This is a genomic window from Streptomyces sp. NPDC029216 (assembly GCF_040648015.1).
Lineage (GTDB): Bacteria > Actinomycetota > Actinomycetes > Streptomycetales > Streptomycetaceae > Streptomyces.
The window spans coordinates 63583-87746 of the sequence record NZ_JBEZWL010000009.1 but is presented as its reverse complement, the minus strand read 5'-3'; the positions used below and the strand labels follow the sequence as shown (position 1 = coordinate 87746).

Here is a 24164-nt window from a genome sequence, read left to right as displayed (position 1 = left end):
TACCACCGCTGAACGCGGCGAGGCCCGGCGCATCCCGCGCCGGGCCTCGCCCGTTCCGCATCCCTACAGGCTGTCGAGGAACGCCAGCGCGATCCGCCAGACCTCCTCGGCGGCGTCCGCGTCGTAGTCGTCCAGGTCCGGGTCCGTGAACAGGTGCCCGGCACCCGGGTAGCTGTGGATCTCCACGTCCGCCCCGGCCCGCCGCATCCTCAGGTACCAGGCCGTCAGCCAGTCGTGCGTCTCGAAGGGGTCCGGGTCCGCCATGTGCAGCTGCACCGGCAGTTCGTCCGCCGAGGCGTCGTCCTCCAGGTCCGCCGTACCGTGCAGGAGCAGCAGCCCGCGCGCCTTGTCGTCGGCCAGCGCCAGGTGCTGGCCGACGGAGCCGCCGAAGTCGAAACCGGCGTAGACCAGGCCCTGGTCGGAGAAGGGCGCCGAGGCCAGGACCGCCCGCTTGAGCAGCTCGTCGCGGCCGACCTCCTCCAAGTGCGCCACCCCCTCCTCGAACGTCCCGAACGTACGGCCCTCGAAGAGGTCGGGCACCTCTACCCGGTGTCCGGCGGCACGCAGCCGGTCGGCCGCCGCCTGCACCGCGGGCCGCAGCCCGTACGTCGAGTGGAAGAGCATGATGTTCATGCCTCCCATCGTGCCATTGCGCGCAAAGGGAGGAGTCCGGCGGCGCCCCGTGGATAGGTTCTCCGGCATGGAGATGGAGAACGTCCTGCGTCCCTCGATCGTCGTCTGCGCCGTGCTGATCCTCACCCTGGTCGCCGGCTGGCTGCTCGACCTGCTGCTGCGCCAGGCCGACGCCCGGCACACCGAGACCCCGCTGTGGGGGCTGCTGCGCCGCTGCGGCCTGCCCTTCCGGCTCGTCCTCGGCACGGCCGCGCTGCAGGCCGCGTACCGGCCGGCGCACATCCTCCCCGGTCACGCGGCCGCCGTGGGCCACGTCCTGACCCTGGTCCAGATCGCCTCGACGGCCTGGCTGCTCGTCGGCATCGCGACAGCGGTCGTCGACACGGCCTACGCCCGCTACGCCGCCTCCGCGCCCGACGACGCACGGGTGCGCCGGGTCCGCACCCAGGTCACGCTGATCCAGCGGGTGGTCACCGCCGTCGCCGTGGTGGTCGCCGCCGCCGCGATGCTGCTGACCTTCCCGCCGATGCGCACGGTCGGCGCGTCCGTGCTGGCCTCGGCCGGAGTCCTCGGCATCGTGGCCGGCATCGCCGCCCAGGCCTCCCTCGGCAACCTCTTCGCCGGGCTGCAGATCGCCTTCGGCGATACCGTGCGCATCGGGGACACGGTGGTCGTGGACAAGGAGTGGGGCAAGGTCGAGGAGATCACCCTGACCTTCCTGGTGGTCCGCACCTGGGACGAGCGCCGCATCACGATGCCGGTCTCGTACTTCACGAGCAAGCCGTACGAGAACTGGTCGCGCGGCGGCGCCCAGATGACCGGCACGGTCTTCTGGCACCTGGACCACTCGGCGCCGCTCCCCCTCATGCGGGACAAACTCGCGGAACTGCTGAAGGACATCCCCGAGTGGGACGGCCGCACGGGCAGCCTGGCCGTGACGGACACCACACCGAACACCATCCTGGTCCGCGCCGTGGTCACCGCCAAGGACGGCGACGACGTGTGGACCCTGCGCTGCGCGGTCCGCGAGCGGATGATCACCTGGCTGGCGGCCGCGCACCCGCACGCCCTCCCCCGCGTCACCACCTCGGAAGCGGCCCGGCCGGACCCGGCCTAGCTGCTCCTGAGGCTGCGCACGTCCAGGTGCCGCAGCACCCGGTCGACGATCTCCGGGTCGGCCCCCGGTTCGCTGCGGGCGGCCAGCACCTCGTGGCGGGCGGCGGACATCATCTCCCGCTGGATCCGCTGGACCTGCCGGATCCGCTCCACCCGCTTCGCGTACGCCTCCCGCCGCTCCTCGTCGACCAGGTCGGGGCTGATCCTCGCCCCCACGTCGTACGCGCGCCGGTACAGGACCTCCACCAGGTCCTCGGGAAGGTCCTCGGCCTCCTCGATCTCCTTGAGCCGCCGCTTCGCCGCCTTCGCCGCGCGCAGCGCGAGCCCCCGCTCGCTCTCGCGTTCGGCGTCCGTGTCCGCCTCCACCCCCAGCCGCCGCACCAGCCAGGGCAGGGTCAGCCCCTGGAACACCAGGGTCGCCATGATCACGGCGAAGGCGATGAAGACGATCTCGTCCCGGTCGGGGAAGGGCTCACCGGCGTCCGTCCTGAACGGAATGGCCAGCGCCAGTGCCACCGAGGCCACCCCGCGCATCCCGGCCCACCACATCACCACGCTCTCCCGCCAGCTCAGCGGGATCTCCTCGTCGTAGTCGCGCCGGCCGTGCAGCTTCTTCGCCAGCCAGCCGGCCGGCAGCAGCCACGCCAGCCGTACGGCGACCACGACCGCGACCACGGCGGCCGCCCAGCCGGCCATCTCCCACTCGCGGCCCTTCGCCACGCCGAAGACGTTGTGCAGTTCCAGCCCGATCAGCCCGAAGGCCACACCGGTGACGAGGACGTCGATGACCTCCCAGAAGGTGTGCCCGGCCAAGCGCCCCAGCACGTCGTCGGCGTCGGTCGCGTACTCGGCGAGGAACAGGGCGGTGGTCAGCACGGCCAGCACCCCCGAGCCCTGGAGCTCCTCGGCGAGCACGTAGGAGACGAACGGCACCAGCACCGTCAGCCCGATCTGCAGGGTGGCGTCCCCGAGCCCGTCCATCAGCCGGTTCGTGGCCCAGCCGAGGGCGAAACCGACGGCCACGGCGACCACCGCGGACAGGACGAACTCGCCGAGCGCGTCGGGCCAGGAGAAGCTGCCGCTCACGGCGGCGGCGATGGCCACGTGGTACAGCACGATGGCGGTGACGTCGTTGAACAGCCCCTCGCCCTCCAGGATCGACACCATCCGGCGCGGCAGCCCGAGCGAGCCGGCCACGGCGGTGGCCGCGACGGGGTCGGGCGGGGCGACGAGCGCCCCGAGCGCGACGGCCGCCGCGAGGGGCAGCCCGGGCACGACGGCGTTCGCCACGGCGGCCACGGCGGCGGTGGTCACGAAGACCAGGGCCACCGCCAGCAGCAGGATCGGGCGGACGTTGGCCGCGAACTGCCGCCAGGAGGTGCGCTGCGCGGAGGCGTACAGCAGGGGCGGCAGGAGCAGCGGAAGGATGTACTCGGGCGGGACGTCGACGTTGGGCACGACCGGCACCAACGCCAGCGCGACCCCGCCGAGGGTCATCAGGACGGGCGCGGGCAGCCCGAGCCGGTCCCCGAGCGGAACGGTGACGACGGCCCCGAGCAGCAGCACGAAGAGCAGAGCGAGCTGATCCACCCGCCCACCCTGCCGCACCGCTGCGCTCGGCCCGGGGATTGAAGCCCCGCCCCGCAGGGCCCTCCTACTGGCTTTCGGCCCGGATGACGTCCAGGGCGTGCTGGAGGTCGGCGGGGTAGCCGCTCTCGAACTCCACCCACTGACCGTCCGCCGGGTGCTCGAACCCGAGCCGCACCGCGTGCAGCCACTGCCGCGTGAGCCCCAGCCGCTTCGCGACCGTCGGGTCGGCGCCGTACGTCAGGTCACCGACGCACGGGTGCCGGTGCGCCGACATGTGCACGCGGATCTGGTGCGTACGACCCGTCTCCAGCTTGATGTCCAGCAGCGACGCCGCCCGGAACGCCTCGATCAGGTCGTAGTGGGTGACCGACGCCTTGCCGTCCTGGGTCACCGCCCACTTGTAGTCGGCGCTCGGGTGCCGTCCGATCGGCGCGTCGATGGTGCCGCTCATCGGGTCCGGGTGCCCCTGCACCAGCGCGTGGTACCGCTTGTCCACGACCCGCTCGCGGAACTGGTTCTTCAGCGAGGTGTACGCCCGCTCCGACTTGGCCACGGCCATCAGGCCGGAGGTGCCGACGTCGAGGCGGTGCACGATGCCCTGGCGCTCGGACGCGCCCGAGGTGGAGATCCGGTAGCCGGCCGCGGCGAGGCCGCCGATGACCGTGGTGCCGGTCCAGCCGGGGCTCGGGTGCGCGGCGACGCCCACCGGCTTCATGATGACCACGACGTCGTCGTCGTCGTGGATGATCTCCATGCCGGGCACCGGCTCGGCCACCAGCTCGACCGGCCGCGGGGGCGCCGGCATCTCGACTTCGAGCCAGGCACCGCCGTGCACGCGCTCGGACTTGCCGACGACGCTGCCGTCGACCGAGACCTTCCCCTCCGACGCCAGCTCGGCCGCCTTCGTCCGGGAAAAACCGAACATACGGGCGATGGCGGCGTCGACGCGCTCGCCTTCCAGGCCATCGGGAACGGGCAGGGTGCGGATCTCGGGAATCGTACTCACCCGTCGAGTATGCAGGACTCGGCGGACGACCATTCCCGCGCGCGGGCCGCCGTCAGTCCTTGTGGACGGTGCCGTCCGGGTCCAGGCCCTTGAACGACAGCAGGACGATCAGGATCCCGCCGCACACGATCGCCGAGTCGGCGAGGTTGAACACGGCGAAGTGGGCCGGCGCGATGAAGTCGACCACGGCCCCCCGGAAGACCCCCGGCGAGCGGAAGATCCGGTCGGTCAGGTTGCCCAGCGCGCCGCCGAGCAGCAGGCCCAGGGCGATCGCCCACGGCAGGCTGTACAGCTTGCGGGCCAGCCGGACGATCACCACGATCACGGTCGACGCGATCACCGTGAAGATGATCGTGAAGGCCGCGCCGAAGCCGAAGGCCGCGCCGGGGTTGCGGATGGCGTCGAACTTCAGCAGGTTCCCGACGATCTCGATCGGCGGCCGGTGTTCCAGCCGCGCCACGACCAGCATCTTGCTGCCGAGGTCGAGCAGGTACGCCAGCACCGCCACGACCAGCAGCGCCGCGATCCGCCTGCGCCCGCGGGGCACGGCGGGCTCCGACTGCGGCTCGGCGTCGTCCCCGACCTCCGGCGTACCGATGATGCGCTCCGCCTCTGCCACGTGAGTCCCTCGAACTAGCTCGATCCCGACGAGACACGAGGGTACGTCAGTGTGCGTGCGTCCTGGCTAGTGCCTTCGCTCCTGCTTCTGCTTGCAGTCCACGCACAGCGTGGCGCGCGGGAAGGCCTGCATCCGCGCCTTGCCGATGGGCTTGCCGCAGTTCTCGCAGAGCCCGTACGTGCCCGCCTCCAGCCGTTCCAGGGCCCGCTCGGTCTGCTCCAGCATGGAGGTGGCGTTCGCGGCCAGGGCCAGCTCGGACTCGCGGGTGATGTTCTTGGTGCCGGTGTCGGCCTGGTCGTCGCCCGCTCCGTCGCCCGAGTCCCGCATCAGGCCCGAGATGGCCATCTCGGAGGCCTCCAGCTCCACGCGCAGCCGCATCACCTCGGAGAGGAGCTCCGTACGGGCCTCCGCGACCTCCCCGGCGGTCCAGGGGTCCTCCCCGGGGCGTACGGCCAGTTCGCCGGGGGGCGCGGCCACGAGCCCGCCGGCGGTGTCCTCGGCGGCCGTCTTCCGGGCCGTACCCGCAGTCTTCTTGGCAACCACTTTCCGAGCTCCCGTCTTCCGCGCGGCCGCGGCCGCCCCCTCGGCCCCGGCCGCCTTGGCCGTGGCCCTGCTCGTGGTGCGCTCGGCCGCCACCGCCGCCGTACCGGCCGTCTTCGCCGCCTTCTTGGCGGAGGCCTTGCCGGCTGCGGTCTTCCTGGCCGGAGCCGCGTCGACCGCGGTCTTCTTGGCCGCCGCCTTCTTGGCCGGAGCCTGCTCGGCCGCCGCCTCCTTCTTCGCCGCCGCCTTCTTGGCCGGAGCCTGCTTCTTCGCCGGGGCCGTCTTGGCCGGGGCCGTCCTGGCTGGGGCCTTCCGTACCGAGGCGTCCTTGGCCGCCGGGGCCTTCTTCGCCCCGCCGGGCCGTGCCTTCGCGTCCGCCGGAGGCACTGGCGTGGAGCCCGGCATGACAGCCACCTCCCGTGTCGCCGTCTTCTTCGCCACCATGGCCGCGGCCCCTTTTCACCGGATGTGGCCCTTTTTAGCCAAATCGTGCCGGAACGATAAATCGCCTCCGACCCCACGGCAACGGGCCACGCGTCCATCGAGGTCAACCTGCATCCGTTGTGCCCAGCGGAAGCCCCCGTAATCCGCCCCACCCGCCCCAGCGGATCCACGACCGGCCCATCGGTCCGTACGGGGCGCGCCCGGCCCCCTCCGCGGACCCGCCGCGCCCCGCCGTAAACCGGTCTGCCGACGCGCGCCCCGGCCCGTACACTGGGCGCAGCGAAAGGCATGGATGGGGACGAGTAGCGTCGGACGCAGCCAGGAGCGACCCGGGGACGGTGAGAGCCCGGGGGCGAGCGCGATGTGAAGGATCACCCCGGAGCCGCCGGAAGAAAGCCCGCACGGGATTCCCGTGGGGCCGGTAGAACCGGCTTCGCACCCCAATGAGGGGGCCGCCGGACCCGTCCGGAGGCCAAGGAGGGTGGTACCGCGGGAGCAGCAGACGCTCTCGTCCCTCCGGACGGAAGTGACAACCCGCCGGAGGAAGAGTTCAGCCTCATGACCACACCGCCGCAATACCGCCCGGTACCCGCCCAGGTCGACCTGCCCGCCCTCGAACACGCCGTCCTCGACTTCTGGCGCGAGAGCAAGACCTTCGCGAAGACCCTGGAGCAGTCCGAGGGACGCCCCGAGTGGGTCTTCTACGAGGGCCCGCCCACCGCGAACGGCATGCCCGGCGCCCACCACATCGAGGCCCGCGTCTTCAAGGACGTCTTCCCCCGCTTCCGCACCATGCGCGGCTACCACGTGGCCCGCAAGGCCGGCTGGGACTGCCACGGCCTGCCCGTCGAGCTCGCCGTCGAGAAGGAGCTCGGCTTCAACGGCAAGCAGGACATCGAGGCGTACGGCATCGCCGAGTTCAACGCCAAGTGCCGCGAGTCCGTGACCCGCCACACCGACGCGTTCACCGAGCTCACGACCCGCATGGGCTACTGGGTCGACCTGGACGACGCGTACCGGACCATGGACCCCGAGTACGTGGAATCGGTGTGGTGGTCGCTGAAGGAGATCTTCAACAAGGGCCTGCTGGTCCAGGACCACCGCGTCGCCCCGTGGTGCCCGCGCTGCGGCACGGGTCTCTCGGACCACGAGCTGGCGCAGGGCTACGAGACGGTCGTCGACCCCTCCGTCTACGTCCGCTTCCCGCTGACCTCGGGCCCGCTCGCCGGCGAGGCGGCCCTGCTGGTGTGGACGACGACCCCCTGGACCCTGGTGTCCAACACGGCCGTGGCCGCGCACCCCGACGTCACGTACGTCGTCGCCACGAACGGCGACGAGAAGCTCGTCGTCGCCCAGCCGCTGCTGGAGAAGGCGCTCGGCGAGGGCTGGGAGGCCACCGGCCCGTCCTTCACGGGCAAGGAGATGGAGCGCTGGACGTACGAGCGTCCGTTCTCCCTGGTGGAGTTCCCCGAGCCCGCCCACTACGTCGTGAACGCCGAGTACGTGACGACCGAGGACGGCACCGGTCTGGTCCACCAGTCCCCCGCCTTCGGCGCCGACGACCTCGCGGTCTGCCGCGCGTACGGCCTGCCGGTCGTGAACCCGGTCCGCCCCGACGGCACCTTCGAGGAGGAGGTCCCGCTGGTCGGCGGCGTCTTCTTCAAGAAGGCCGACGAGAAGCTGACCGCCGACCTCGACGCGCGCGGCCTGCTCTTCAAGCACATCGCCTACGAGCACAGCTACCCGCACTGCTGGCGCTGCCACACGGCCCTGCTCTACTACGCGCAGCCGTCCTGGTACATCCGCACCACCGCCGTCAAGGACGCGATGCTGCGGGAGAACGAGAAGACCAACTGGTTCCCGGAGTCGGTCAAGCAGGGCCGCTTCGGCGACTGGCTGAACAACAACATCGACTGGGCGCTCTCCCGCAACCGCTACTGGGGCACCCCGCTGCCGATCTGGCGCTGCGAGGAGGACCACCTCACCTGCGTCGGCTCCCGCGCCGAGCTGAGCGAGCTGTCCGGGCAGGACCACTCCGCCCTGGACCCGCACCGCCCGTACATCGACGACGTCACGTTCACGTGCACGCACGAGGGCTGCTCCCTGACCGCCGTCCGCGTGCCGGAGGTCATCGACGCCTGGTACGACTCGGGCTCGATGCCGTTCGCGCAGTGGGGCTACCCGTACAAGAACAAGGAGATCTTCGAGAAGCGCTACCCGGCGCAGTTCATCTCGGAGGCGATCGACCAGACCCGCGGGTGGTTCTACACCCTGATGGCGGTCGGCACGCTGGTCTTCGACAAGTCCTCGTACGAGAACGTGGTCTGCCTGGGCCACATCCTCGCCGAGGACGGCCGCAAGATGTCCAAGCACCTGGGCAACATCCTCCAGCCGATCCCGCTCATGGACCAGCACGGCGCGGACGCGGTGCGCTGGTTCATGGCGGCCGGCGGCTCCCCGTGGGCGGCGCGGCGCGTGGGCCACGGCACGATCCAGGAGGTCGTCCGCAAGACGCTCCTCACGTACTGGAACACGGTGGCCTTCCAGGCCCTGTACGCCCGTACGTCGAACTGGGCCCCGTCGGCGGCCGACCCGGCGCCGGCGGACCGCACGGTCCTGGACCGCTGGCTGCTGTCGGAGCTGAACACCCTCGTCTCCGAGGTCACGGAGGCGATGGAGTCGTACGACACCCAGCGCGCCGGCAAGCTGCTGTCCGCCTTCGTGGACGACCTGTCCAACTGGTACGTGCGCCGCTCGCGCCGCCGGTTCTGGCAGGGCGACAAGGCGGCCCTGCGCACGCTGCACGAGGTCGTCGAGACGGTCACCCGGCTGATGGCGCCCCTCACCCCGTTCATCACGGAGCGGGTCTGGCAGGACATGATCGTCCCGGTCACGCCGGAGGCGCCGGAGTCGGTGCACCTGTCGACCTGGCCGGCGGCCGACGCGTCGGCGATCGACCCGACCCTGTCCCAGCAGATGCTGCTGGTCCGCCGCCTGGTGGAGCTGGGCCGGGCCACGCGCGCCGAGTCGGGCGTCAAGACCCGTCAGCCCCTCTCCCGGGCGCTGGTCGGCGCCGTGGGCTTCGACGCGCTGTCGCCGGAGCTCCAGGCCCAGATCACGGAGGAGCTGAACGTCTCCTCCCTGGCCTCCCTCTCCGAGGTGGGCGGCTCGCTGGTGGACACGACGGCGAAGGCGAACTTCCGGGCGCTGGGCAAGCGCTTCGGCAAGGGCGTGCAGGACGTGGCGAAGGCCGTGGCCGCGGCGGACGCCGCCGCCCTGTCCCTCTCCCTGCGCTCCGGCTCGGCGGTCGTGACGGTGAACGGGGAGGAGGTCACCCTCACCCCGGAGGAGGTCATCATCACCGAGACCCCGCGCGAGGGCTGGTCGGTGGCCTCGGACTCCGGCGCGACGGTCGCCCTCGACCTGGAGATCACCCCGGAACTGCGGCTGGCGGGCCTGGCCCGTGACGCGATCCGGCTGATCCAGGAGGCCCGCAAGAACTCCGGCCTCGACGTCGCGGACCGCATCGCCCTGCGCTGGTCCTCGTCGGACCCCGAGGTGGTCACGGCCCTGACCGACCACGCGGCCCTGATCGCGGACGAGGTCCTCGCCACGGACTTCGCGACGGGCGAGGCCGACGCCTCGTACGGCGACCCCTTCGCGGACGAGCCCCTCGGCCTGACGTTCCGCCTCCGCAAGGCGTAGCCACCGGCTGAACGAAGCGGCGCCCTCCTCCCGGAGGGCGCCGCTTTCGCATTCCCCCACCCCCCTGGCGGGGACGGAAAACGGGCCGGGCCCGGATCCCCGTGAGGGGTCCGGGCCCGGCCCGTAGAGACTGCCGACGGCTACGTCAGTTGTCGTCCTCGTCGATCAGGAAGCCACGCATCGGCGACGGCGCCTGCTGCATCGGCTGCGGAGCAGCCGGCCGCACCGGAGCCATCGGCTGCGTCATCGCCGGGGACATCTGCTGCTGCCCGCCGTAGGACGGCGCACCGCTCATCGGGGAGGGACCGCCCATGGGGGAGGGACCGCCCATCGGGGACGGGCCGCCCATGCCCATGGCGCCGGCCGGAGCCATCGACGGGGACGGCGACGGCGGCAGGGCCGGGCCGGCCGGGGTGCGCGGCGGGGCCAGGGAGTCGTCGGCCTGGGTCTCCAGCTGGCGCAGCTGCGACTCCAGGTAGGACTTCAGACGCGTACGGTACTCACGCTCGAAGCCCCGCAGGTCCTCGACCTTGCGCTCCAGCGTGGCGCGGGCGGACTCCAGGGAGCCCATCGCGACGCGGTGCTTCTCCTGCGCGTCCCGCTCCAGCGCGTCGGCCTTGGCGCGGGCGTCCCGCTCCAGGCCCTCGGCGCGCGAACGGGCCTCGCCGACGATCTTGTTGGCCTCGGAACGGGCCTCCGCGATCGCCTGGTCGGCGGTCTGCTGCGCGAGCGACAGGACGCGGGCGGCGCTGTCGCCACCGGGGCCCTGCTGCGGGAGCTGCGGCTGCTGCATGGGCTGCATCTGCTGGCCCATCTGCTGCATCTGCTGCCCCATGGGCTGCATCTGCTGGCCCATGGGCTGGCCGAGCTGGTTCTGGCCGCCCATGGACTGCTGCTGCATCTGCTGCGGCATGGGCTGCTGCTGCATCTGCTGCTGCGGCGCCATCGGGTGCTGGCCACCCATGGACTGCTGCTGCATGGGGCCGCCCATCGGGCCCGGACCCTGCGGTCCGTGTCCGCCGGGGCCCGGAGGCAGCTGGGGCTGGCCGCCCGGCAGCTGCGGCGGTCCCATCTGCGGCTGCTGCGGCTGCGGCGGGCCGGATATGGCCGCCGGCACGGGGGCGCCCGGGCCTCGCTGGTCCTGGGGCTCCGGCTTGCGCATGTTGGCCTGCTGCTGGCTCTGCGCGGCCGCGCGCGTGGCGGCGGCCAGCTTGGCGCGCAGGTCCTCGTTCTCGCGCAGCAGACGGGTCAGCTCGGCTTCGACCTCGTCGAGGAAGGCATCGACCTCGTCCTCGTCATAGCCTTCTCGCAGGCGGACGGTCGTGAACTGCTTGTTCCGCACGTCCTCGGGAGTCAGCGGCATGTCTTCTTCACCTCTACGTAGTCGTCGGCAGTCGGCAGGACCGTATCGGGACTGTCCCCGCAGGCGCGGGGGAGCTCATCGTTCACACGCTTCTCGCAGCGGTGCTCACGAAGCTGATGAGGATGTAAACGATGATCATCAGAACGAAGAAGGACAGGTCGAGCGCCACGCCCCCGAGACGCAACGGCGGGATGAACCGCCGAAGGAGTTTGAGCGGTGGATCGGTGACAGTGTAGGTGGCCTCCAGAACGACCACCATCGCCTTGCCGGGTGCCCATGAACGTGCGAACTGGAACACGTAGTCCATGACCAGTCGGAAGATCAGCACGATGAGGAAGCACATCAGCGCGATGTAGACCACCTGCAGTGCGATGCCCATCCCGCGCTTCCCTCTCCCCTGCTCCCGCTCTGTTCCCGGTCCCGTATCTGACGGATCGGTCTAGCTTTGGTTGAAGAACCCGCCCTCCGCGATGCGGGCCTTGTCCTCCGCCGTGACATCGACGTTAGCAGGCGACAGCAGGAACACCTTCTGTGTCACGCGTTCAATACTGCCGTGCAGACCGAAGACGAGGCCGGCCGCGAAGTCGACCAGACGCTTCGCGTCGGTGTCGTCCATCTCCGTGAGATTCATGATCACCGGGGTGCCCTCACGGAAGTGTTCCCCGATGGTACGGGCCTCGTTGTAGGTCCGGGGGTGCAGCGTCGTGATGCGGTACGGCTCCCGCTCGGAGACGACCTTGGGCATGATCACGGGGGCGTTCTTCTCCAGGTTGGTGCGGTCAGGTGTGATGGATGCCACGGGGGCAATTCGCGCGGGACGTCCGTTTTCTGGCGGAATTGGGAGGGGTTCGCGCGGCGCCGGCGGCTGTACCGCTCGTACCGGTTCGTCCGTTACGGGCGATTGGTGCACGGGCTGCTGTCGCCGCTCCCGCTCCCGGGGGCGCTCGGGCTCCGGCTCGGGCTCGAATTCGTCATCGGGGTCGTACCCCGGGTTGTCGTACCGGTCGTCCTCCACGAGGCCGAGGTAGACCGCCATCTTGCGCATCGCGCCGGCCATTCTCCGAGTCCTCCGCTCTGTGGTGGATCGCCCTGTCGCAGGTGTCGCTGTGTCACCAAAGTCACCAACTGCCCGCGATCCACGTGGTCTGTCCGCTCATCCGCGGAAATGACCATATTTTCTGCTGTGGTCCGACTTTCTTCGCGACGTTACCCGAGCCGGGGTCTCGCGCCGAGTACCGCAGTGCCGACGCGTACATGTGTCGCACCCGCCAGCACGGCCTGCTCCAGGTCGGCACTCATTCCGGCCGACACCATCGTGGCAGCCGGATGGTCCCGGCGCAGGCTGGATGACAATTCCATCATCCGCTCGAAGGCCGCCTGTTCGCGCCCCGCGTAGAGCCCGGCGAGGGGGGCGACGGTCATGAGACCGTCGATCCGCAGCCCCGGCGCGCCGGCGACGAGGTCCGCCAACTCGGCCATCTGCTCGGGCGCCGCGCCGCCCCGGGTCCCGCGCTCCCCCGACTCGGCGTCGAGGGCGATCTGCACGAGGCAGCCGATCTCGCGGCCCCGGTCCACCGCGGCCGCCGAGAGCGCCGTGACGAGCTTCGGCCGGTCGACCGACTGCACCACGTGCGCGTATCCCGCCACGGAACGGACCTTGTTCGTCTGCAACTGGCCCACGAAGTGCCAGTTCAGCGACAGATCCGCGCAGGCCGCCGCCTTGGGGGCGGCATCCTGGTCGCGATTTTCCGCAACATGACGGATCCCCAGGTCCGCCAGCAGACGTACGTCGGTCGCGGGGTAGGTCTTGGTGACCACGATGAGGGTCACCTCGTCCCGCTTCCGGCCCGCCGCCGCGCAGGCGGACGCGATCCGCTCCTCCACCCGCGCGAGGTTCTCCGCGAGCTCGGACTTACGATCCGTCATGAGTCAGTCCAACCAGACATATCCGGCAAGCCGCCCGGTCACCCGGTCGCGGCGGTACGAGAAGTGGTCCCGCGACTCCAGTGTGCAGACCGGGGAACGGTGCGCGTGCGCCACCCCCGCCTCCGCGAGCTGCGCGTGCACCCCGGCGACCACGTCGACGGCCGGCGTCCCCCAGCTGGTCTCGGCCCACGCGGCCGGCACCTCCCCGGCGACCGCCTCCCGCATCTCGGCCGGCACCTCGTAGCAGTGCCCGCAGACGGCGGGTCCGGTACGGGCGACGATGCGCGCGGGGTCGGCGCCGAGGGCCACCATCGCCTCGACGGCGGCGGGCACCACCCCGGCGACCAGCCCGGGCCGCCCGGCGTGGGCGGCTCCGGCGACCCCGGCGACGGGGTCGGCCAGCAGCACGGGGGTGCAGTCGGCGGTGAGCACGGCGAGGGCGAGCCCCCGACGGGCGGTCACCACCGCGTCGACGGCGGGGACCTCGGCGTCGGCGCCCCAGGGACCGTCCACCACCGCCACGTCCCGCCCGTGCACCTGGTTCATCCAGACCACCAGGCCGGGGTCGATGCCCAGGCCCTTCGCGGCGGCCGCCCGGTTCGCGCGAACGGCGGCCGGGTCGTCACCGACCGCGCCGCCGAGATTGAGCTCCTCGTACGGAACGGCGCTCACCCCGCCCCACCGGTCGGTGAAGGCGAAATGGGCGCCGCTCTCGTGATGCTGCTCCAGCGTCACTTCAAGAAGTCCGGAACGTCCAGCTCTTCGGCCGGGCTGTCCTGGTAGGGCCGGGCCGTCGGGACCTGCGGCGGGGCGGGCGCGGTCTCGACCGGGATCTCCACCGGGGCCGGGGGCTCCTCGCGGGGGGTCACGGTGCCGAGTCCGCCGAAGGCCGGGCGGACCGGCTCGGGCGCGCGGACCGGCGCCGGGGCCGGCTCCTCGCGCTTGGTGGACGCGGCGCCGATGACGTTGTCCCGGCGGGCCGGGGGCTGGCCGCCGTCGAAGCCGGCCGCGATGACCGTGACGCGGACCTCGTCGCCGAGGGCGTCGTCGATGACGGCGCCGAAGATGATGTTCGCCTCGGGGTGCGCGGCCTCGCTCACCAGCTGCGCGGCCTCGTTGATCTCGAAGAGACCGAGGTCCGAGCCGCCGGAGATGGAGAGCAGCACGCCGCGGGCGCCGTCGATGGACGCCTCCAGCAGCGGGGAGGAGATCGCCATCTCGGCCGCGGCCACCGCACGGTCGTCACCGCGGGCCGAGCCGATGCCCATCAGGGCCGAGCCGGCCTCGGACATCACGGACTTGACGTCGGCGAAGTCGAGGTTGATCAGACCCGGGGTGGTGATGAGGTCGGTGATGCCCTGCACGCCGCTGAGCAGCACCTGGTCGGCCGACTTGAACGCGTCGAGCACCGAGACCTGGCGGTCCGAGATGGACAGCAGACGGTCGTTGGGGATGACGATGAGGGTGTCGACCTCTTCGCGGAGCTCGGCGATGCCGTCCTCCGCCTGGTTCGCGCGGCGCCGGCCCTCGAAGGTGAACGGGCGGGTGACCACGCCGATCGTCAGGGCGCCCAGCGAGCGCGCGATGTTGGCGACGACGGGCGCGCCGCCCGTGCCGGTGCCGCCGCCCTCGCCGGCGGTGACGAAGACCATGTCGGCCCCCTTGAGGACCTCCTCGATCTCCTCGCGGTGGTCCTCTGCCGCCTTGCGGCCGACGGCCGGGTTGGCTCCGGCGCCGAGGCCCCGGGTCAGTTCTCGGCCGACGTCGAGCTTGACGTCGGCGTCGCTCATCAACAGCGCCTGGGCGTCGGTGTTGATGGCGATGAACTCGACGCCCTTGAGACCGACCTCGATCATTCGGTTGATGGCATTGACACCACCGCCGCCGACACCGATGACCTTGATGACTGCGAGGTAGTTCTGCGGTGCTGCCACGTCGAAGGCCTCTCGCCTCGAGTTACGTGTCGCCGCCTCGCGGGCCTGCGGTGCGACGACTGATGCCGAAATGTGGGACGGTCCGTACGCGCCGACCCGAACCCTGACCCTGAAGTTTAGGGTTAAGGGTGTGCCTGTCCTTGGACTCTTCCGAACAGGACACTAAGTCGACAAGTAGCGCGTGTTCAACGAACACGCCGAACCTCCCGTTTTTCTTTTCACCCTATGTGATCACCCGTATCGGTGGCCAACCAGGGTGCGTCGGCCCTCGACCCGACGTCAACTCCCGGACACCGCCGGGGCGGTGGGAACGCTCACGTCGAAGTGGTCGGCCTTGGGCGCGGCTTTCAGCAGAGCGGTCAACGCCCGGCCTTTGGCCTCACCCAGTTCGCCGCTCCCCCACACCGCGGTGCGGCCCTTCGTCAGCTCCAGGACGACCGAGTCGAACGACCGCACCTTGACCTGCAGCGTCTCCTTCGCGACTGCGTCGGGAAGGCTTCCGGCGATGCCCACGGCCTCCCTCAGCAGGCGCTCCTCGTCGAAGCGGCGGGCGCTCGGCGAGCGGTCCGCGGCCAATTCGAGGAGCGGAACGCCGACGGGTGCTTTCGCAACCGTGTCGAACCGCACACCCGTCGCGTCCACTTCGATGAAGTCCGCGCCCTTTTTGATGAGCAGGACCGGTTTGCGTTCCGTCACTTTCAGCCCGATCCCGTGCGGCCAGGCCCGCACCACATCGACCGAATCGATGCGGGACAGGCGGGCGCGCACCCGGTCCGCGATCTCGTCGGTGTCGACGCTCACCAGGGGTGCGCCGACGGGCACGGCCGCGGCCGAGAGGACCTGCTCGGGGGTGAGCACCTCGGTGCCGGAGGCCGTGACCTTCTCGACGCGCAGCCAGGAGGAGCCGTAGAGGGCCCAGGTGCCGCCCGCGGCGAGGAGCGCCGCGGCGGCGAGGGAGACCAGCAGGCGGACCCTGCGGGGTCTGCCGGACCAGCGCGGGCCCGTGCCCTTGGGCGACTTGGGCGGGCGGGGCGGCCCGGGCGCGCCCGCGCCCTTGTCGCCCTTGCCCGCCCGGCCGGACGGTCCGCGTCGTGCCGTCGTCGCTCCGGCCACTCCTGCGCCTCCTGGGTCTGCGGTCAACCGCGTGCGGCCGCGACCGCCTCGTAGACGAGGCCGACGAGGAGATCGTCGGCGTCCCGGCGGCCGAACTCGGCGGCGGCGCGGGACATCTCGTACAGGCGGTGCGGATCGGACAGCACCGGCAGGACCTGGCCGAGCACCCAGTCGGGCGTCAGTTCCGCGTCGTCGACGAGGAGGCCGCCGCCGGCCTTGACCACCGGCTGGGCGTTGAGCCGCTGTTCGCCGTTGCCGATGGGCAGCGGTACGTAGGCGGCCGGCAGTCCGACGGCGGAGAGTTCGGCGACGGTCATCGCGCCCGCGCGGCACAGCATCATGTCGGCGGCGGCGTACGCGAGGTCCATCCGGTCCACGTACGGTACCGGGACGTAGGGCGGCATCCCGGGCATGTTGTCGACACGCGGCAGTTCGTTCTTCGGGCCGACCGCGTGCAGGATCTGGATCCCGGAGCGCTGGAGGGTCGGCGCGGCCTGCTGGATGGTCTCGTTGAGGCGGCGGGCGCCCTGCGAGCCGCCGGAGACGAGCAGCGTCGGCAGGTTGGGGTCCAGGCCGAACACGGCCCGCGCCTCGGGGCGGACGGCGGCCCGGTCGAGGGTGGAGATGGAGCGGCGCAGCGGGATGCCCACGTAGCGGGCGCCGCGCAGCTTGCTGTCGGGGGTGGAGACGGCGACGGCGTGTGCGTAGCGGGAGCCGATCTTGTTGGCCAGTCCGGGCCGGGCGTTGGCCTCGTGGACGATGATCGGCACCCCGAGCCGCTTGGCGGCGAGGTAGCCGGGCAGGGCCACGTAGCCGCCGAAGCCGACGACCACGTCGGCCTTGGTGCGTACGAGGATCTCCTCGGCGGCCTTGATGGTGCCGCGCAGCCGCCCGGGGACGGTGATCAGCTCCGGGGTGGGCTTGCGCGGCAGCGGCACGGCGGGGATGAGTCCCAGTTCGTAGCCGCGCTCCGGTACGAGGCGGGTTTCAAGGCCGCGTTCCGTGCCGAGGGCGGTGATGCCCACGGTCGGGTCCTGCCTGCGCAGGGCATCCGCGAGGGCGAGCGCCGGCTCGATGTGGCCGGCGGTCCCCCCACCGGCGAGTACGACATGCACCGAAATTCACCGCTCTCCGGACGGACGCCTCTTGACGCGCCGTCTCATCGACTTCCATATCGGCCCGCTCCGCCTCCAGCCGGCTCCCGGCTTTCGCATCGCGAGCGCCGCGCGCGCCGCCGGCTCCTCCCTCGCGAACGCGATGAGCAGCCCGACCGCGAACATGGTCGGCAGCAGGGCGGACCCCCCGTAGGAGAACAGCGGGAGGGGTACCCCTGCGATCGGCAGCAGACCGAGCACCGCACCGATGTTGATCACGGCCTGGGCCGTGATCCAGGTGGTCACGCCTCCCGCGGCATACCGTACGAAGGAGTCCTCCGTGCGTCCGGCCACGCGGATACCCGCATAGCCTAGGGCCGCGAACAGGGCGAGCACCGACAGCGTCCCCGCCAGGCCCAGTTCCTCACCGGTGATGGCAAAGATGAAGTCGGTATGGGCTTCGGGCAGTTGCCCCCATTTTTCCACACTCGCACCCAGACCGGAACCGAACCATCCGCCGGACGCGAGGGCGTAGATCCCGTGCACGGCCTGCCAGCAGAGGTCGTTCCTGCCCGGTTCGGTCGCCCCGATGCAGGCGAGCCGGTCCATGCGGTGGGGGCTGGTCTTGATGAGCAGTGCGACGATCACACCCGCGAAGACGAGCACGCCGACGAACATCCGCGTGGGCGCCCCGGCGAGCCACAACAGGCCGAACAGGACGGCTCCGAGGATCATCGCGGTGCCCATGTCCCCGCCGAGCATGATCAGTCCGAGGAGCAGGAAGGCGACCGGGACGAGCGGCACCAACAGGTGCTTCCACTGGGTCAGCAGCCCCTTGTCGCCCTTGCGGGCCAGCAGGTCGGCGCCCCACAGGATCAGCGCCAGCTTGCCGAACTCGCTGGGCTGGAGCATGAAGGGGCCGCCCAGGGAGATCCAGTTCTGGTTGCCGTTGATGGAGATCCCTATCCCGGGGACCTGGACCAGGACCATCAGGAACAGGGTGCCGGCGAGCACGGGGTACGACAGCGCGCGGTGGAGTTTGACCGGCATGCGCGAGGCGGCGAACAGGAGGACGCCGCCGATGACGGCGGCCAGGAACTGCTTCTTGAAGAAGTAGGCGTCCCCCAGGCCCAGCTGGAGGGCCTTGATCATGGACGCCGAGTAGACCATCACCAGGCCGAGCACGGTGATGAGCAGCGAGCTGCCGAAAATCAGGTAATACGCCGTGAGCGGGCGGTCCCAGGCCTTCGTCAACTGCCGCCGCGTACGCCGCAGCCGCTCCAGCGGCCCGCGCCGGGCGGGCCGCCGGTCGGCGGGGGCGGGACGTTTGCGGCCCTGCGCCTTGACGGCGGGGGGCCGCCGTCCCGGCAGCATCTGTCTGGCCGGCATCTGTGATCTTCCCCTCCACTCGTACGGGGCGAGCAGCCGGCCGGAGGGAACCTGTCGGGCGCCCTCGGCTAGGCCGGGTCCGCGGCGCTCCCGGAGGCGAGTTCGCGCACCGCGTCGGCGAACGCGTCGCCCCGCTTGTTGTAGTTCGCGAACATGTCCATCGAGGCGCACGCGGGTGCCAGCAGGACGGTGTCCCCGGGTTCCGCGAGCCGGGCCGCCTCCCGGACCGCTGCGAGCATCGCCCCAGTGTCGGTCCGTTCGAGGTCGGTCACCGGGACCTCGGGCGCGTGTCGCGCCAGCGCCTCGGCGATCAGCGCCCGGTCGGCGCCCATGAGCACCACGCCGCGCAGCCGCTTCGCGGACTTCTGCACGAGCTCGTCGAAGGTCGCGCCCTTGGCGAGGCCGCCGGCGATCCAGACGACCGGCTCGAAGGCCGCCAGGGAGGCCTCGGCCGCGTGGGTGTTGGTGGCCTTGGAGTCGTCGACGTAGCGGACCCCGTCGACCTCGTCCACGTACGCCACGCGGTGCGCGTCGGGGCGGAAGTCGCGCAGCCCGTCGCGCACGGCGCGCGGCTCGACGCCGAAGGCGCGGGCCAGGGCGGCCGCGGCGAGGGCGTTGGCGATGTTGTGCGGGGCGGGCGGGTTGACGTCGTCGACGTGCGCCAGCTCCTGCGCGTTCTTCTGCCGGTCCTGCACGAACGCCCGGTCGACGAGGATCCCGTCGACCACGCCGAGCATGGAGGGGGCGGGGGCGCCGAGGGTGAAGCCGATGGCCCGGCAGCCCTCCTCGACGTCGGCCTCCTCGACCAGCCGCTCGGTGGCCGGGTCGGCGACGTTGTAGACGCAGGCGACCGTGTTGCCCTCGTAGATGCGGCCCTTGTCGGCGGCGTACGCCTCCATGGAGCCGTGCCAGTCGAGGTGGTCCGGGGCCAGGTTGAGCACGGCCGCCGAGTGGGCCCGTACGGAGGGCGCCCAGTGCAGCTGGTAGCTGGAGAGTTCCACGGCGAAGACGTCGTACGTCTCCTCGCCGGTGACCACGTCGATGATGGGGGTGCCGATGTTGCCGACGGCCGCGGTCTTCAGACCGGCCGCCCGCAGGATCGAGGCCAGCATCTGGGTGGTGGTGGTCTTGCCGTTGGTGCCGGTGATCGCGAGCCAGGGGGCGGCGTTCTCGCCGCGCAGCCGCCAGGCGATCTCGACGTCGCCCACGACGTCCACCCCGGCCGCGGCGGCGGCCGCGAACAGCGGGCTGTCGGGCTTCCAGCCGGGCGAGGTGACGACGAGCTCGGTGCCCTCGGGGAGGGTCTCGGCGTCGCCCAGGCGCACGGTGACGCCCTTGGCCTCCGCCTCCAGCTCGGCGGCGCGGGCCCGGTGGCCCTCGCTGTCGCCGCCGTCGACGACGGTCACGACGGCGCCGAGGCCGGCCAGGGCGCGGGCGGCGCTGATGCCGCTCACGCCGAGGCCGGCGACGGTGATGTTCCGGTCCTGCCAGGGGGTCACTTGTCCGCTGCCCATCCCGCGTAGAAGAGGCCGAGACCCACGATCACGCACATGCCCTGGATGATCCAGAAGCGGACCACGACGAGGACTTCGGACCAGCCCTTGAGTTCGAAGTGGTGCTGGAGCGGGGCCATTCGGAAGACTCGCTTGCCGGTCAGCTTGAAGGAGCCGACCTGGATGACGACCGACATCGTGATGAGCACGAAGAGGCCGCCGAGGAGGGCCATCAGGAACTCCGTGCGGGAGCAGATGGCGAGACCCGCGAGCGCGCCGCCGAGCGCGAGCGAGCCGGTGTCGCCCATGAAGATCTTGGCGGGCGAGGTGTTCCACCACAGGAAGCCGAAGCAGGCTCCCATGAGGGCGGAGGCGACGACCGCGAGGTCCAGTGGGTCTCGGACCTCGAAGCAGGCGTTCGGATTGGTCAGGGTCGCCGCGTTGGCGCAGGACTCCTGGAACTGCCAGACGCCGATGAAGGTGTAGGCGCCGAAGACCATCACGGCGGCGCCGGTGGCGAGGCCGTCCAGACCGTCGGTCAGGTTCACGCCGTTGGACATGGCCAGGATCATGAACAGGGCCCAGACCACGAACAGCACCGGGCCGATGGCCCAGCCGAAGTCCGTGACGAACGAGAGCTTGGTCGAGGCCGGGGCGAGCCCGCGCGAGTCCTTGAACTGGAGCGCGAGCACCGCGAAGGCGATGCCGACGATCAGCTGGCCGGCCATCTTGGCCTTGGCGCGCAGACCGAGCGAGCGCCGCTTGACGATCTTGATGTAGTCGTCGAGGTAGCCGACCAGGCCCATGCCCGCCATCAGGAACAGGACCAGCAGGCCCGAGAAGGACGGCTCCTCGCCTGTGATGACCTTCGTCAGGGCGTATGCGATGAGCGTGGCCAGGATGAAGGAGATACCGCCCATGGTGGGCGTGCCCTTCTTGCCGGCGTGGCCGCGCGGGCCGTCGTCGCGGATGAACTGGCCGTAGCCCTTGCGGGCCAGCAGCTTGATCAGCAGCGGGGTGCCGATGACGGTGAAGAACATGCCGATGACACCGGCGAACAGGATCTGCCTCATCGGCCGGCAACCTCGCCCTCGCCCTGGAGCAGCGCCAGCGCCACCCGCTCCAGACCGACCGACCTGGAAGCCTTCACCAGCACGACGTCCCCCGGGCGCAGTTCACTGCGCAACAGGTCGACAGCCGCCTGCGCGTCGGACACGAGCACCGACTCCTCACCCCACGAACCCTCGTTATATGCGCCCAGCTGCAGCCAGGACGCTTCCCTGCCCCCGACTGCCACGAGCCTGCTCACGTTGAGCCGGACGGCAAGCCGCCCCACCGCGTCGTGCTCGGCCAGCGACGCGTCACCGAGCTCGGCCATGGGACCGAGCACCGCCCACGTACGTCCCCCGCCCTCCTTGCCGGCGCCGCCCATCGCGGCCAGTGCGCGCAGGGCGGCCCGCATGGATTCGGGGTTCGCGTTGTAGGCGTCGTTGACGATCGTGACGCCGTCCGCCCGCTCGGTGACCTCCATGCGCCACCGGGACAGGGTGCCCGCCCCGGAGAGCGCGGTGGCGATCTCCTCGACTGGCATGCCCAGGACATGGGCGACGGCGGCCGCGGCGAGCGCGTTCGACACGTGGTGCTCACCGTACAGGCGCAAGGTCACATCGCTGCACCCGGTCGGTGTGTGGAGTGTGAAGGAGGGCTGTCCCGCGGGCGTCATCCGCACTTCGGTGGCGCGTACGTCCGCGTCCTCGGCCTCGCCGAAGAGGACCGTACGGGCCTTCGTGCGGGTGGCCATCGCGCGCACCAGCAGGTCGTCGGCGTTGAGGACGGCGACCCCGCCGTCGGCCTCCGACGGCAGGGCCTCGACCAGCTCCCCCTTGGCCCGGGCGATGGCCTCGCGGCCGCCGAACTCGCCGATGTGGGCGGTGCCGACGTTCAGGACGAGGCCGATGCGCGGCGGGGTCAGACCGGTGAGGTAGGCGATGTGGCCGATGCCTCGGGCGCCCATCTCCAGGACCAGGTGCCGGGTTTCCGCGGTGGCCTTCAGGGCCGTGAGCGGCAGGCCGATCTCGTTGTTGAGGGAGCCCGGCGTCCACACGGTGGGGGCGTGGTGCTGGAGCACCTGGGCGATCAGGTCCTTGGTGGAGGTCTTGCCGGCCGAGCCGGTCAGTGCGACCACGTCGGTGCCGAGCCGGCCGACGACGGCACGGGCGAGGGCGCCGAGCGCCCTCTCCACGTCCTCGACCACGATCGAGGGGACGCCGACGGGCCGGGCGGCCAGGACGGCGGCGGCGCCGGCGGCGACCGCGCGCTCGGCGTAGTCGTGGCCGTCGACGTGCTCGCCCGCGAAGGCGGCGAAGAGGCTGCCGGGCTCCACCTGACGGGAGTCGATGACGACCGGGCCGCTGACCGTCGCGGAGGGATCCGGTATGTCGTGGGGCCGCCCGCCGGTGATGTCGGCGATCTCGGCGAGGGAAAGGGCGATCACTGGTCCACCTCGGCCTGTCGGACGCTGAGCTGCTGGTTCTCGATGGCGGCGCGGAGCACGGCGCGGTCGTCGAAGGGGCGTACGACGCCCGCGGTGTCCTGGCCCTGCTCGTGGCCCTTGCCCGCGACGAGCACGGTGTCGCCGGCCTCGGCGCGCGCGACGGCGGCGGCGATGGCCGCGGCCCGGTCGGCGTCGACGAGGACGGCGGCGCGCTCCTCGGCGGGGACGGAGACGGCGCCCTCGAACATCGCGGCGAGGATCTTCAGCGGGTCCTCGGAGCGTGGGTTGTCGGAGGTCAGGACGGCGGTGTCGGCGTACCGGGCCGCCGCGGCGCCCATCGGGCCGCGCTTGGTGGTGTCGCGGTCGCCGCCGCAGCCGAGCACGATGTGCAGCTTTCCGGCGGTGACCTCGCGCAGGGCGCGCAGCACGGACTCGACGGCGTCCGTCTTGTGGGCGTAGTCGACGACGGCCAGGTACGGCTGTCCCGCGTCGACCCGCTCCAGCCGGCCGGGGACGCCCGGAACCGCGGCGACGCCGTCGGCGGCGGTCTGCGGGTCGAGTCCGGCGGCGGCGAGGGTGACGACGGCGGCGACGGTGTTGGCGACGTTGAACGGGCCGGGCAGCGGGGCCTTGGCCCGTACGCGCTGTCCTTCCGGCCCGACCAGGGTCAGGGTGGAGTCCATGTGGCCGCTGACCACGTCCTGGGCGCGCCAGTCGGCGGCCGGGTCCCCGGCGGCCGAGAAGGTGACGACCGGGATCGGCGACTCCTTGGCGAGGCGGCGTCCGTACTCGTCGTCGACGTTGACCACGCCCAGGCGGGCGCGGCGCTCGGTGAAGAGCTGTGCCTTGGCCTGGAAGTAGTCCTCCATGTCGGAGTGGAACTCCATGTGCTCCGGGCTGAGGTTGTTGAAGACGGCGACGTCGAAGACGCAGCCGTCGACCCGGCCCAGCACCAGGGCGTGGCTGGAGACCTCCATGGCGACGGCCTCGACGCCGCGTTCGCGCATGACGGCGAACAGGGCCTGGAGGTCGGTGGCCTCGGGGGTGGTGCGCTCGGACTTGATGCGCTCGTCGCCGATGCGCATCTCGACGGTGCCCACCAGTCCGGTGGTCTTGCCCGCCGCGCGCAGCCCGCCCTCGACGAGGTAGGCGGTGGTGGTCTTGCCGGAGGTGCCGGTGATGCCGAGCTGGAGCAGGGCTTCGCCGGGGCGGGCGTAGATCTCGGCGGCGAGCTCGCCCATCCGGCCGCGCGGGTCGGCGACGGCCAGGACGGGCAGGCCGGTCGCGGCGGCGCGTTCGGCGCCCTGCGGGTCGGTCAGCACGGCGGCGGCGCCGAGGGCGGCCGCCTGGGCGGCGAAGTCGGCGCCGTGCAGCCGGGCGCCGGGCAGGGCCGCGTACAGGTCGCCGGGGCGCACGGCACGGGAGTCGTGCGTGATGCCGGTGATCTGAGCGGCGCCGGACTCGGGCAGACCCAGGAGGCCGGCCAGCTCGCCCAGGGGGGTCGGGCGGGCGTTCACGGGCCGGGGCGCTCCCGGCGGCGCTGCCGGGGCGTCTTTCTGGGCGGTTCTGGGCTGATCAGCGTGGGGCACGGCGGTGAGCGTACCGGGCGCGGCGGGCCGCTCGCGAAGCGAGGGCCCGTCCTGGGCGGCTTCGGCCGTCTGGTTCCCGGGTTTCGGGGTGATCGTTGTCACTGATGGAGCCTCAC

General features: G+C 71.6%; 20 protein-coding genes. 2 read left to right on the top strand and 18 right to left on the bottom strand.

Annotation, left to right across the window (positions count from 1 at the left end):
* Positions 1-63: 63 nt before the first annotated feature.
* Positions 64-642: a dienelactone hydrolase family protein gene (locus AB0F18_RS06120; protein WP_362055468.1), complete on the bottom strand. Its 579-nt coding sequence runs from the start codon at positions 640-642 to the stop codon at positions 64-66.
* A gap of 64 nt (positions 643-706) precedes the next feature.
* Between AB0F18_RS06120 and AB0F18_RS06115 the strand changes: the two genes are divergently transcribed.
* A complete protein-coding gene (locus AB0F18_RS06115) occupies positions 707-1750 on the top strand; it encodes a mechanosensitive ion channel domain-containing protein (RefSeq protein ID WP_362055522.1) in 1044 nt (347 codons plus the stop codon).
* On the opposite strand, the gene AB0F18_RS06110 is transcribed toward AB0F18_RS06115, so the two are convergent.
* The 4 genes from AB0F18_RS06110 to AB0F18_RS06095 form a co-directional block, all read right to left on the bottom strand.
* Positions 1747-3339 carry a Na+/H+ antiporter gene (locus AB0F18_RS06110; protein WP_362055466.1) on the bottom strand — a complete coding sequence of 531 codons (1593 nt, stop codon included), beginning with the start codon at positions 3337-3339 and terminating at the stop codon, positions 1747-1749. The two genes, AB0F18_RS06115 and AB0F18_RS06110, sit on opposite strands and share 4 nt — an antisense overlap.
* Before the next feature lie 64 nt (positions 3340-3403).
* On the bottom strand, positions 3404-4345 hold the full coding sequence (locus AB0F18_RS06105; RefSeq protein ID WP_362055464.1) for an RluA family pseudouridine synthase: 942 nt from the start codon (positions 4343-4345) through the stop codon (positions 3404-3406).
* Between the two features lie 52 nt (positions 4346-4397).
* Positions 4398-4964: a signal peptidase II gene (gene lspA, locus AB0F18_RS06100; protein WP_362055462.1), complete on the bottom strand. Its 567-nt coding sequence runs from the start codon at positions 4962-4964 to the stop codon at positions 4398-4400.
* Positions 4965-5030: 66 nt separating this feature from the next.
* Positions 5031-5948 (bottom strand): TraR/DksA C4-type zinc finger protein, encoded by a 918-nt coding sequence (locus AB0F18_RS06095; protein ID WP_362055460.1) that lies wholly within the window; start codon positions 5946-5948, stop codon positions 5031-5033.
* A 558-nt stretch (positions 5949-6506) separates the two neighbouring features.
* On the opposite strand from AB0F18_RS06095, the gene ileS reads away from it, so the two are divergent.
* Positions 6507-9653: an isoleucine--tRNA ligase gene (gene ileS, locus AB0F18_RS06090; RefSeq protein WP_362055458.1), complete on the top strand. Its 3147-nt coding sequence runs from the start codon at positions 6507-6509 to the stop codon at positions 9651-9653.
* 145 nt (positions 9654-9798) lie between these two features.
* Here ileS and AB0F18_RS06085 read toward each other — a convergent pair whose 3' ends face one another.
* From AB0F18_RS06085 to AB0F18_RS06025, 13 genes are all read right to left on the bottom strand, one after another.
* Positions 9799-11016 carry a DivIVA domain-containing protein gene (locus AB0F18_RS06085; RefSeq protein WP_362055457.1) on the bottom strand — a complete coding sequence of 406 codons (1218 nt, stop codon included), beginning with the start codon at positions 11014-11016 and terminating at the stop codon, positions 9799-9801.
* Between the two features lie 82 nt (positions 11017-11098).
* Complete coding sequence (locus AB0F18_RS06080) at positions 11099-11395, bottom strand: YggT family protein (protein WP_362055456.1); 297 nt, start codon at positions 11393-11395, stop codon at positions 11099-11101.
* 60 nt (positions 11396-11455) lie between these two features.
* Positions 11456-12073, bottom strand: coding sequence for a cell division protein SepF (gene sepF / locus AB0F18_RS06075; protein ID WP_362055454.1), 618 nt, complete (start codon positions 12071-12073; stop codon positions 11456-11458).
* Between the two features lie 149 nt (positions 12074-12222).
* Positions 12223-12942: a YggS family pyridoxal phosphate-dependent enzyme gene (locus tag AB0F18_RS06070; protein ID WP_362055452.1), complete on the bottom strand. Its 720-nt coding sequence runs from the start codon at positions 12940-12942 to the stop codon at positions 12223-12225.
* 3 nt (positions 12943-12945) lie between these two features.
* Positions 12946-13677: a peptidoglycan editing factor PgeF gene (gene pgeF / locus AB0F18_RS06065; RefSeq protein ID WP_362055450.1), complete on the bottom strand. Its 732-nt coding sequence runs from the start codon at positions 13675-13677 to the stop codon at positions 12946-12948.
* The gene (gene ftsZ / locus AB0F18_RS06060; protein ID WP_007263607.1) at positions 13674-14876 is read right to left on the bottom strand and encodes a cell division protein FtsZ; all 1203 of its coding nucleotides are present in this window, start codon (positions 14874-14876) and stop codon (positions 13674-13676) included. The genes pgeF and ftsZ overlap by 4 nt, the downstream gene beginning before the upstream one ends.
* A 279-nt stretch (positions 14877-15155) precedes the next feature.
* Complete coding sequence (locus AB0F18_RS06055) at positions 15156-15989, bottom strand: FtsQ-type POTRA domain-containing protein (protein ID WP_362055448.1); 834 nt, start codon at positions 15987-15989, stop codon at positions 15156-15158.
* A 23-nt stretch (positions 15990-16012) separates the two neighbouring features.
* Positions 16013-17104, bottom strand: a complete 1092-nt coding sequence (gene murG / locus AB0F18_RS06050) for an undecaprenyldiphospho-muramoylpentapeptide beta-N-acetylglucosaminyltransferase (protein WP_362055446.1) — start codon at positions 17102-17104, stop codon at positions 16013-16015.
* 6 nt (positions 17105-17110) lie between these two features.
* Positions 17111-18472 carry a putative lipid II flippase FtsW gene (gene ftsW, locus AB0F18_RS06045; protein WP_362055445.1) on the bottom strand — a complete coding sequence of 454 codons (1362 nt, stop codon included), beginning with the start codon at positions 18470-18472 and terminating at the stop codon, positions 17111-17113.
* Between the two features lie 68 nt (positions 18473-18540).
* Positions 18541-19986, bottom strand: a complete 1446-nt coding sequence (gene murD, locus AB0F18_RS06040; RefSeq protein ID WP_362055443.1) for a UDP-N-acetylmuramoyl-L-alanine--D-glutamate ligase — start codon at positions 19984-19986, stop codon at positions 18541-18543.
* Positions 19968-21038 (bottom strand): phospho-N-acetylmuramoyl-pentapeptide-transferase, encoded by a 1071-nt coding sequence (gene mraY / locus AB0F18_RS06035; RefSeq protein WP_362055441.1) that lies wholly within the window; start codon positions 21036-21038, stop codon positions 19968-19970. The genes murD and mraY overlap by 19 nt, the downstream gene beginning before the upstream one ends.
* Complete coding sequence (murF, locus tag AB0F18_RS06030; protein WP_362055439.1) at positions 21035-22459, bottom strand: UDP-N-acetylmuramoyl-tripeptide--D-alanyl-D-alanine ligase; 1425 nt, start codon at positions 22457-22459, stop codon at positions 21035-21037. Before murF ends, mraY begins: the two co-directional genes overlap by 4 nt.
* On the bottom strand, positions 22456-24150 hold the full coding sequence (locus AB0F18_RS06025) for a UDP-N-acetylmuramoyl-L-alanyl-D-glutamate--2,6-diaminopimelate ligase (RefSeq protein ID WP_362055437.1): 1695 nt from the start codon (positions 24148-24150) through the stop codon (positions 22456-22458). Before AB0F18_RS06025 ends, murF begins: the two co-directional genes overlap by 4 nt.
* Between the last annotated feature and the right edge of the window lie 14 nt (positions 24151-24164).

What these genes read in the sequence shown, in the direction of transcription:
- AB0F18_RS06120 (WP_362055468.1), bottom strand. Translation starts at nt 642, where the DNA reads ATGGGAGGCATGAACATCATGCTCTTCCACTCGACGTACGGGCTGCGG.
- AB0F18_RS06115 (WP_362055522.1), top strand. Translation starts at nt 707, where the DNA reads ATGGAGAACGTCCTGCGTCCCTCGATCGTCGTCTGCGCCGTGCTGATC.
- AB0F18_RS06095 (WP_362055460.1), bottom strand. Translation starts at nt 5,948, where the DNA reads ATGGTGGCGAAGAAGACGGCGACACGGGAGGTGGCTGTCATGCCGGGC.
- ileS (WP_362055458.1), top strand. Translation starts at nt 6,507, where the DNA reads ATGACCACACCGCCGCAATACCGCCCGGTACCCGCCCAGGTCGACCTG.
- AB0F18_RS06085 (WP_362055457.1), bottom strand. Translation starts at nt 11,016, where the DNA reads ATGCCGCTGACTCCCGAGGACGTGCGGAACAAGCAGTTCACGACCGTC.
- AB0F18_RS06080 (WP_362055456.1), bottom strand. Translation starts at nt 11,395, where the DNA reads ATGGGCATCGCACTGCAGGTGGTCTACATCGCGCTGATGTGCTTCCTC.
- sepF (WP_362055454.1), bottom strand. Translation starts at nt 12,073, where the DNA reads ATGGCCGGCGCGATGCGCAAGATGGCGGTCTACCTCGGCCTCGTGGAG.
- AB0F18_RS06070 (WP_362055452.1), bottom strand. Translation starts at nt 12,942, where the DNA reads ATGACGGATCGTAAGTCCGAGCTCGCGGAGAACCTCGCGCGGGTGGAG.
- ftsW (WP_362055445.1), bottom strand. Translation starts at nt 18,472, where the DNA reads ATGCCGGCCAGACAGATGCTGCCGGGACGGCGGCCCCCCGCCGTCAAG.
- murD (WP_362055443.1), bottom strand. Translation starts at nt 19,986, where the DNA reads ATGGGCAGCGGACAAGTGACCCCCTGGCAGGACCGGAACATCACCGTC.
- mraY (WP_362055441.1), bottom strand. Translation starts at nt 21,038, where the DNA reads ATGAGGCAGATCCTGTTCGCCGGTGTCATCGGCATGTTCTTCACCGTC.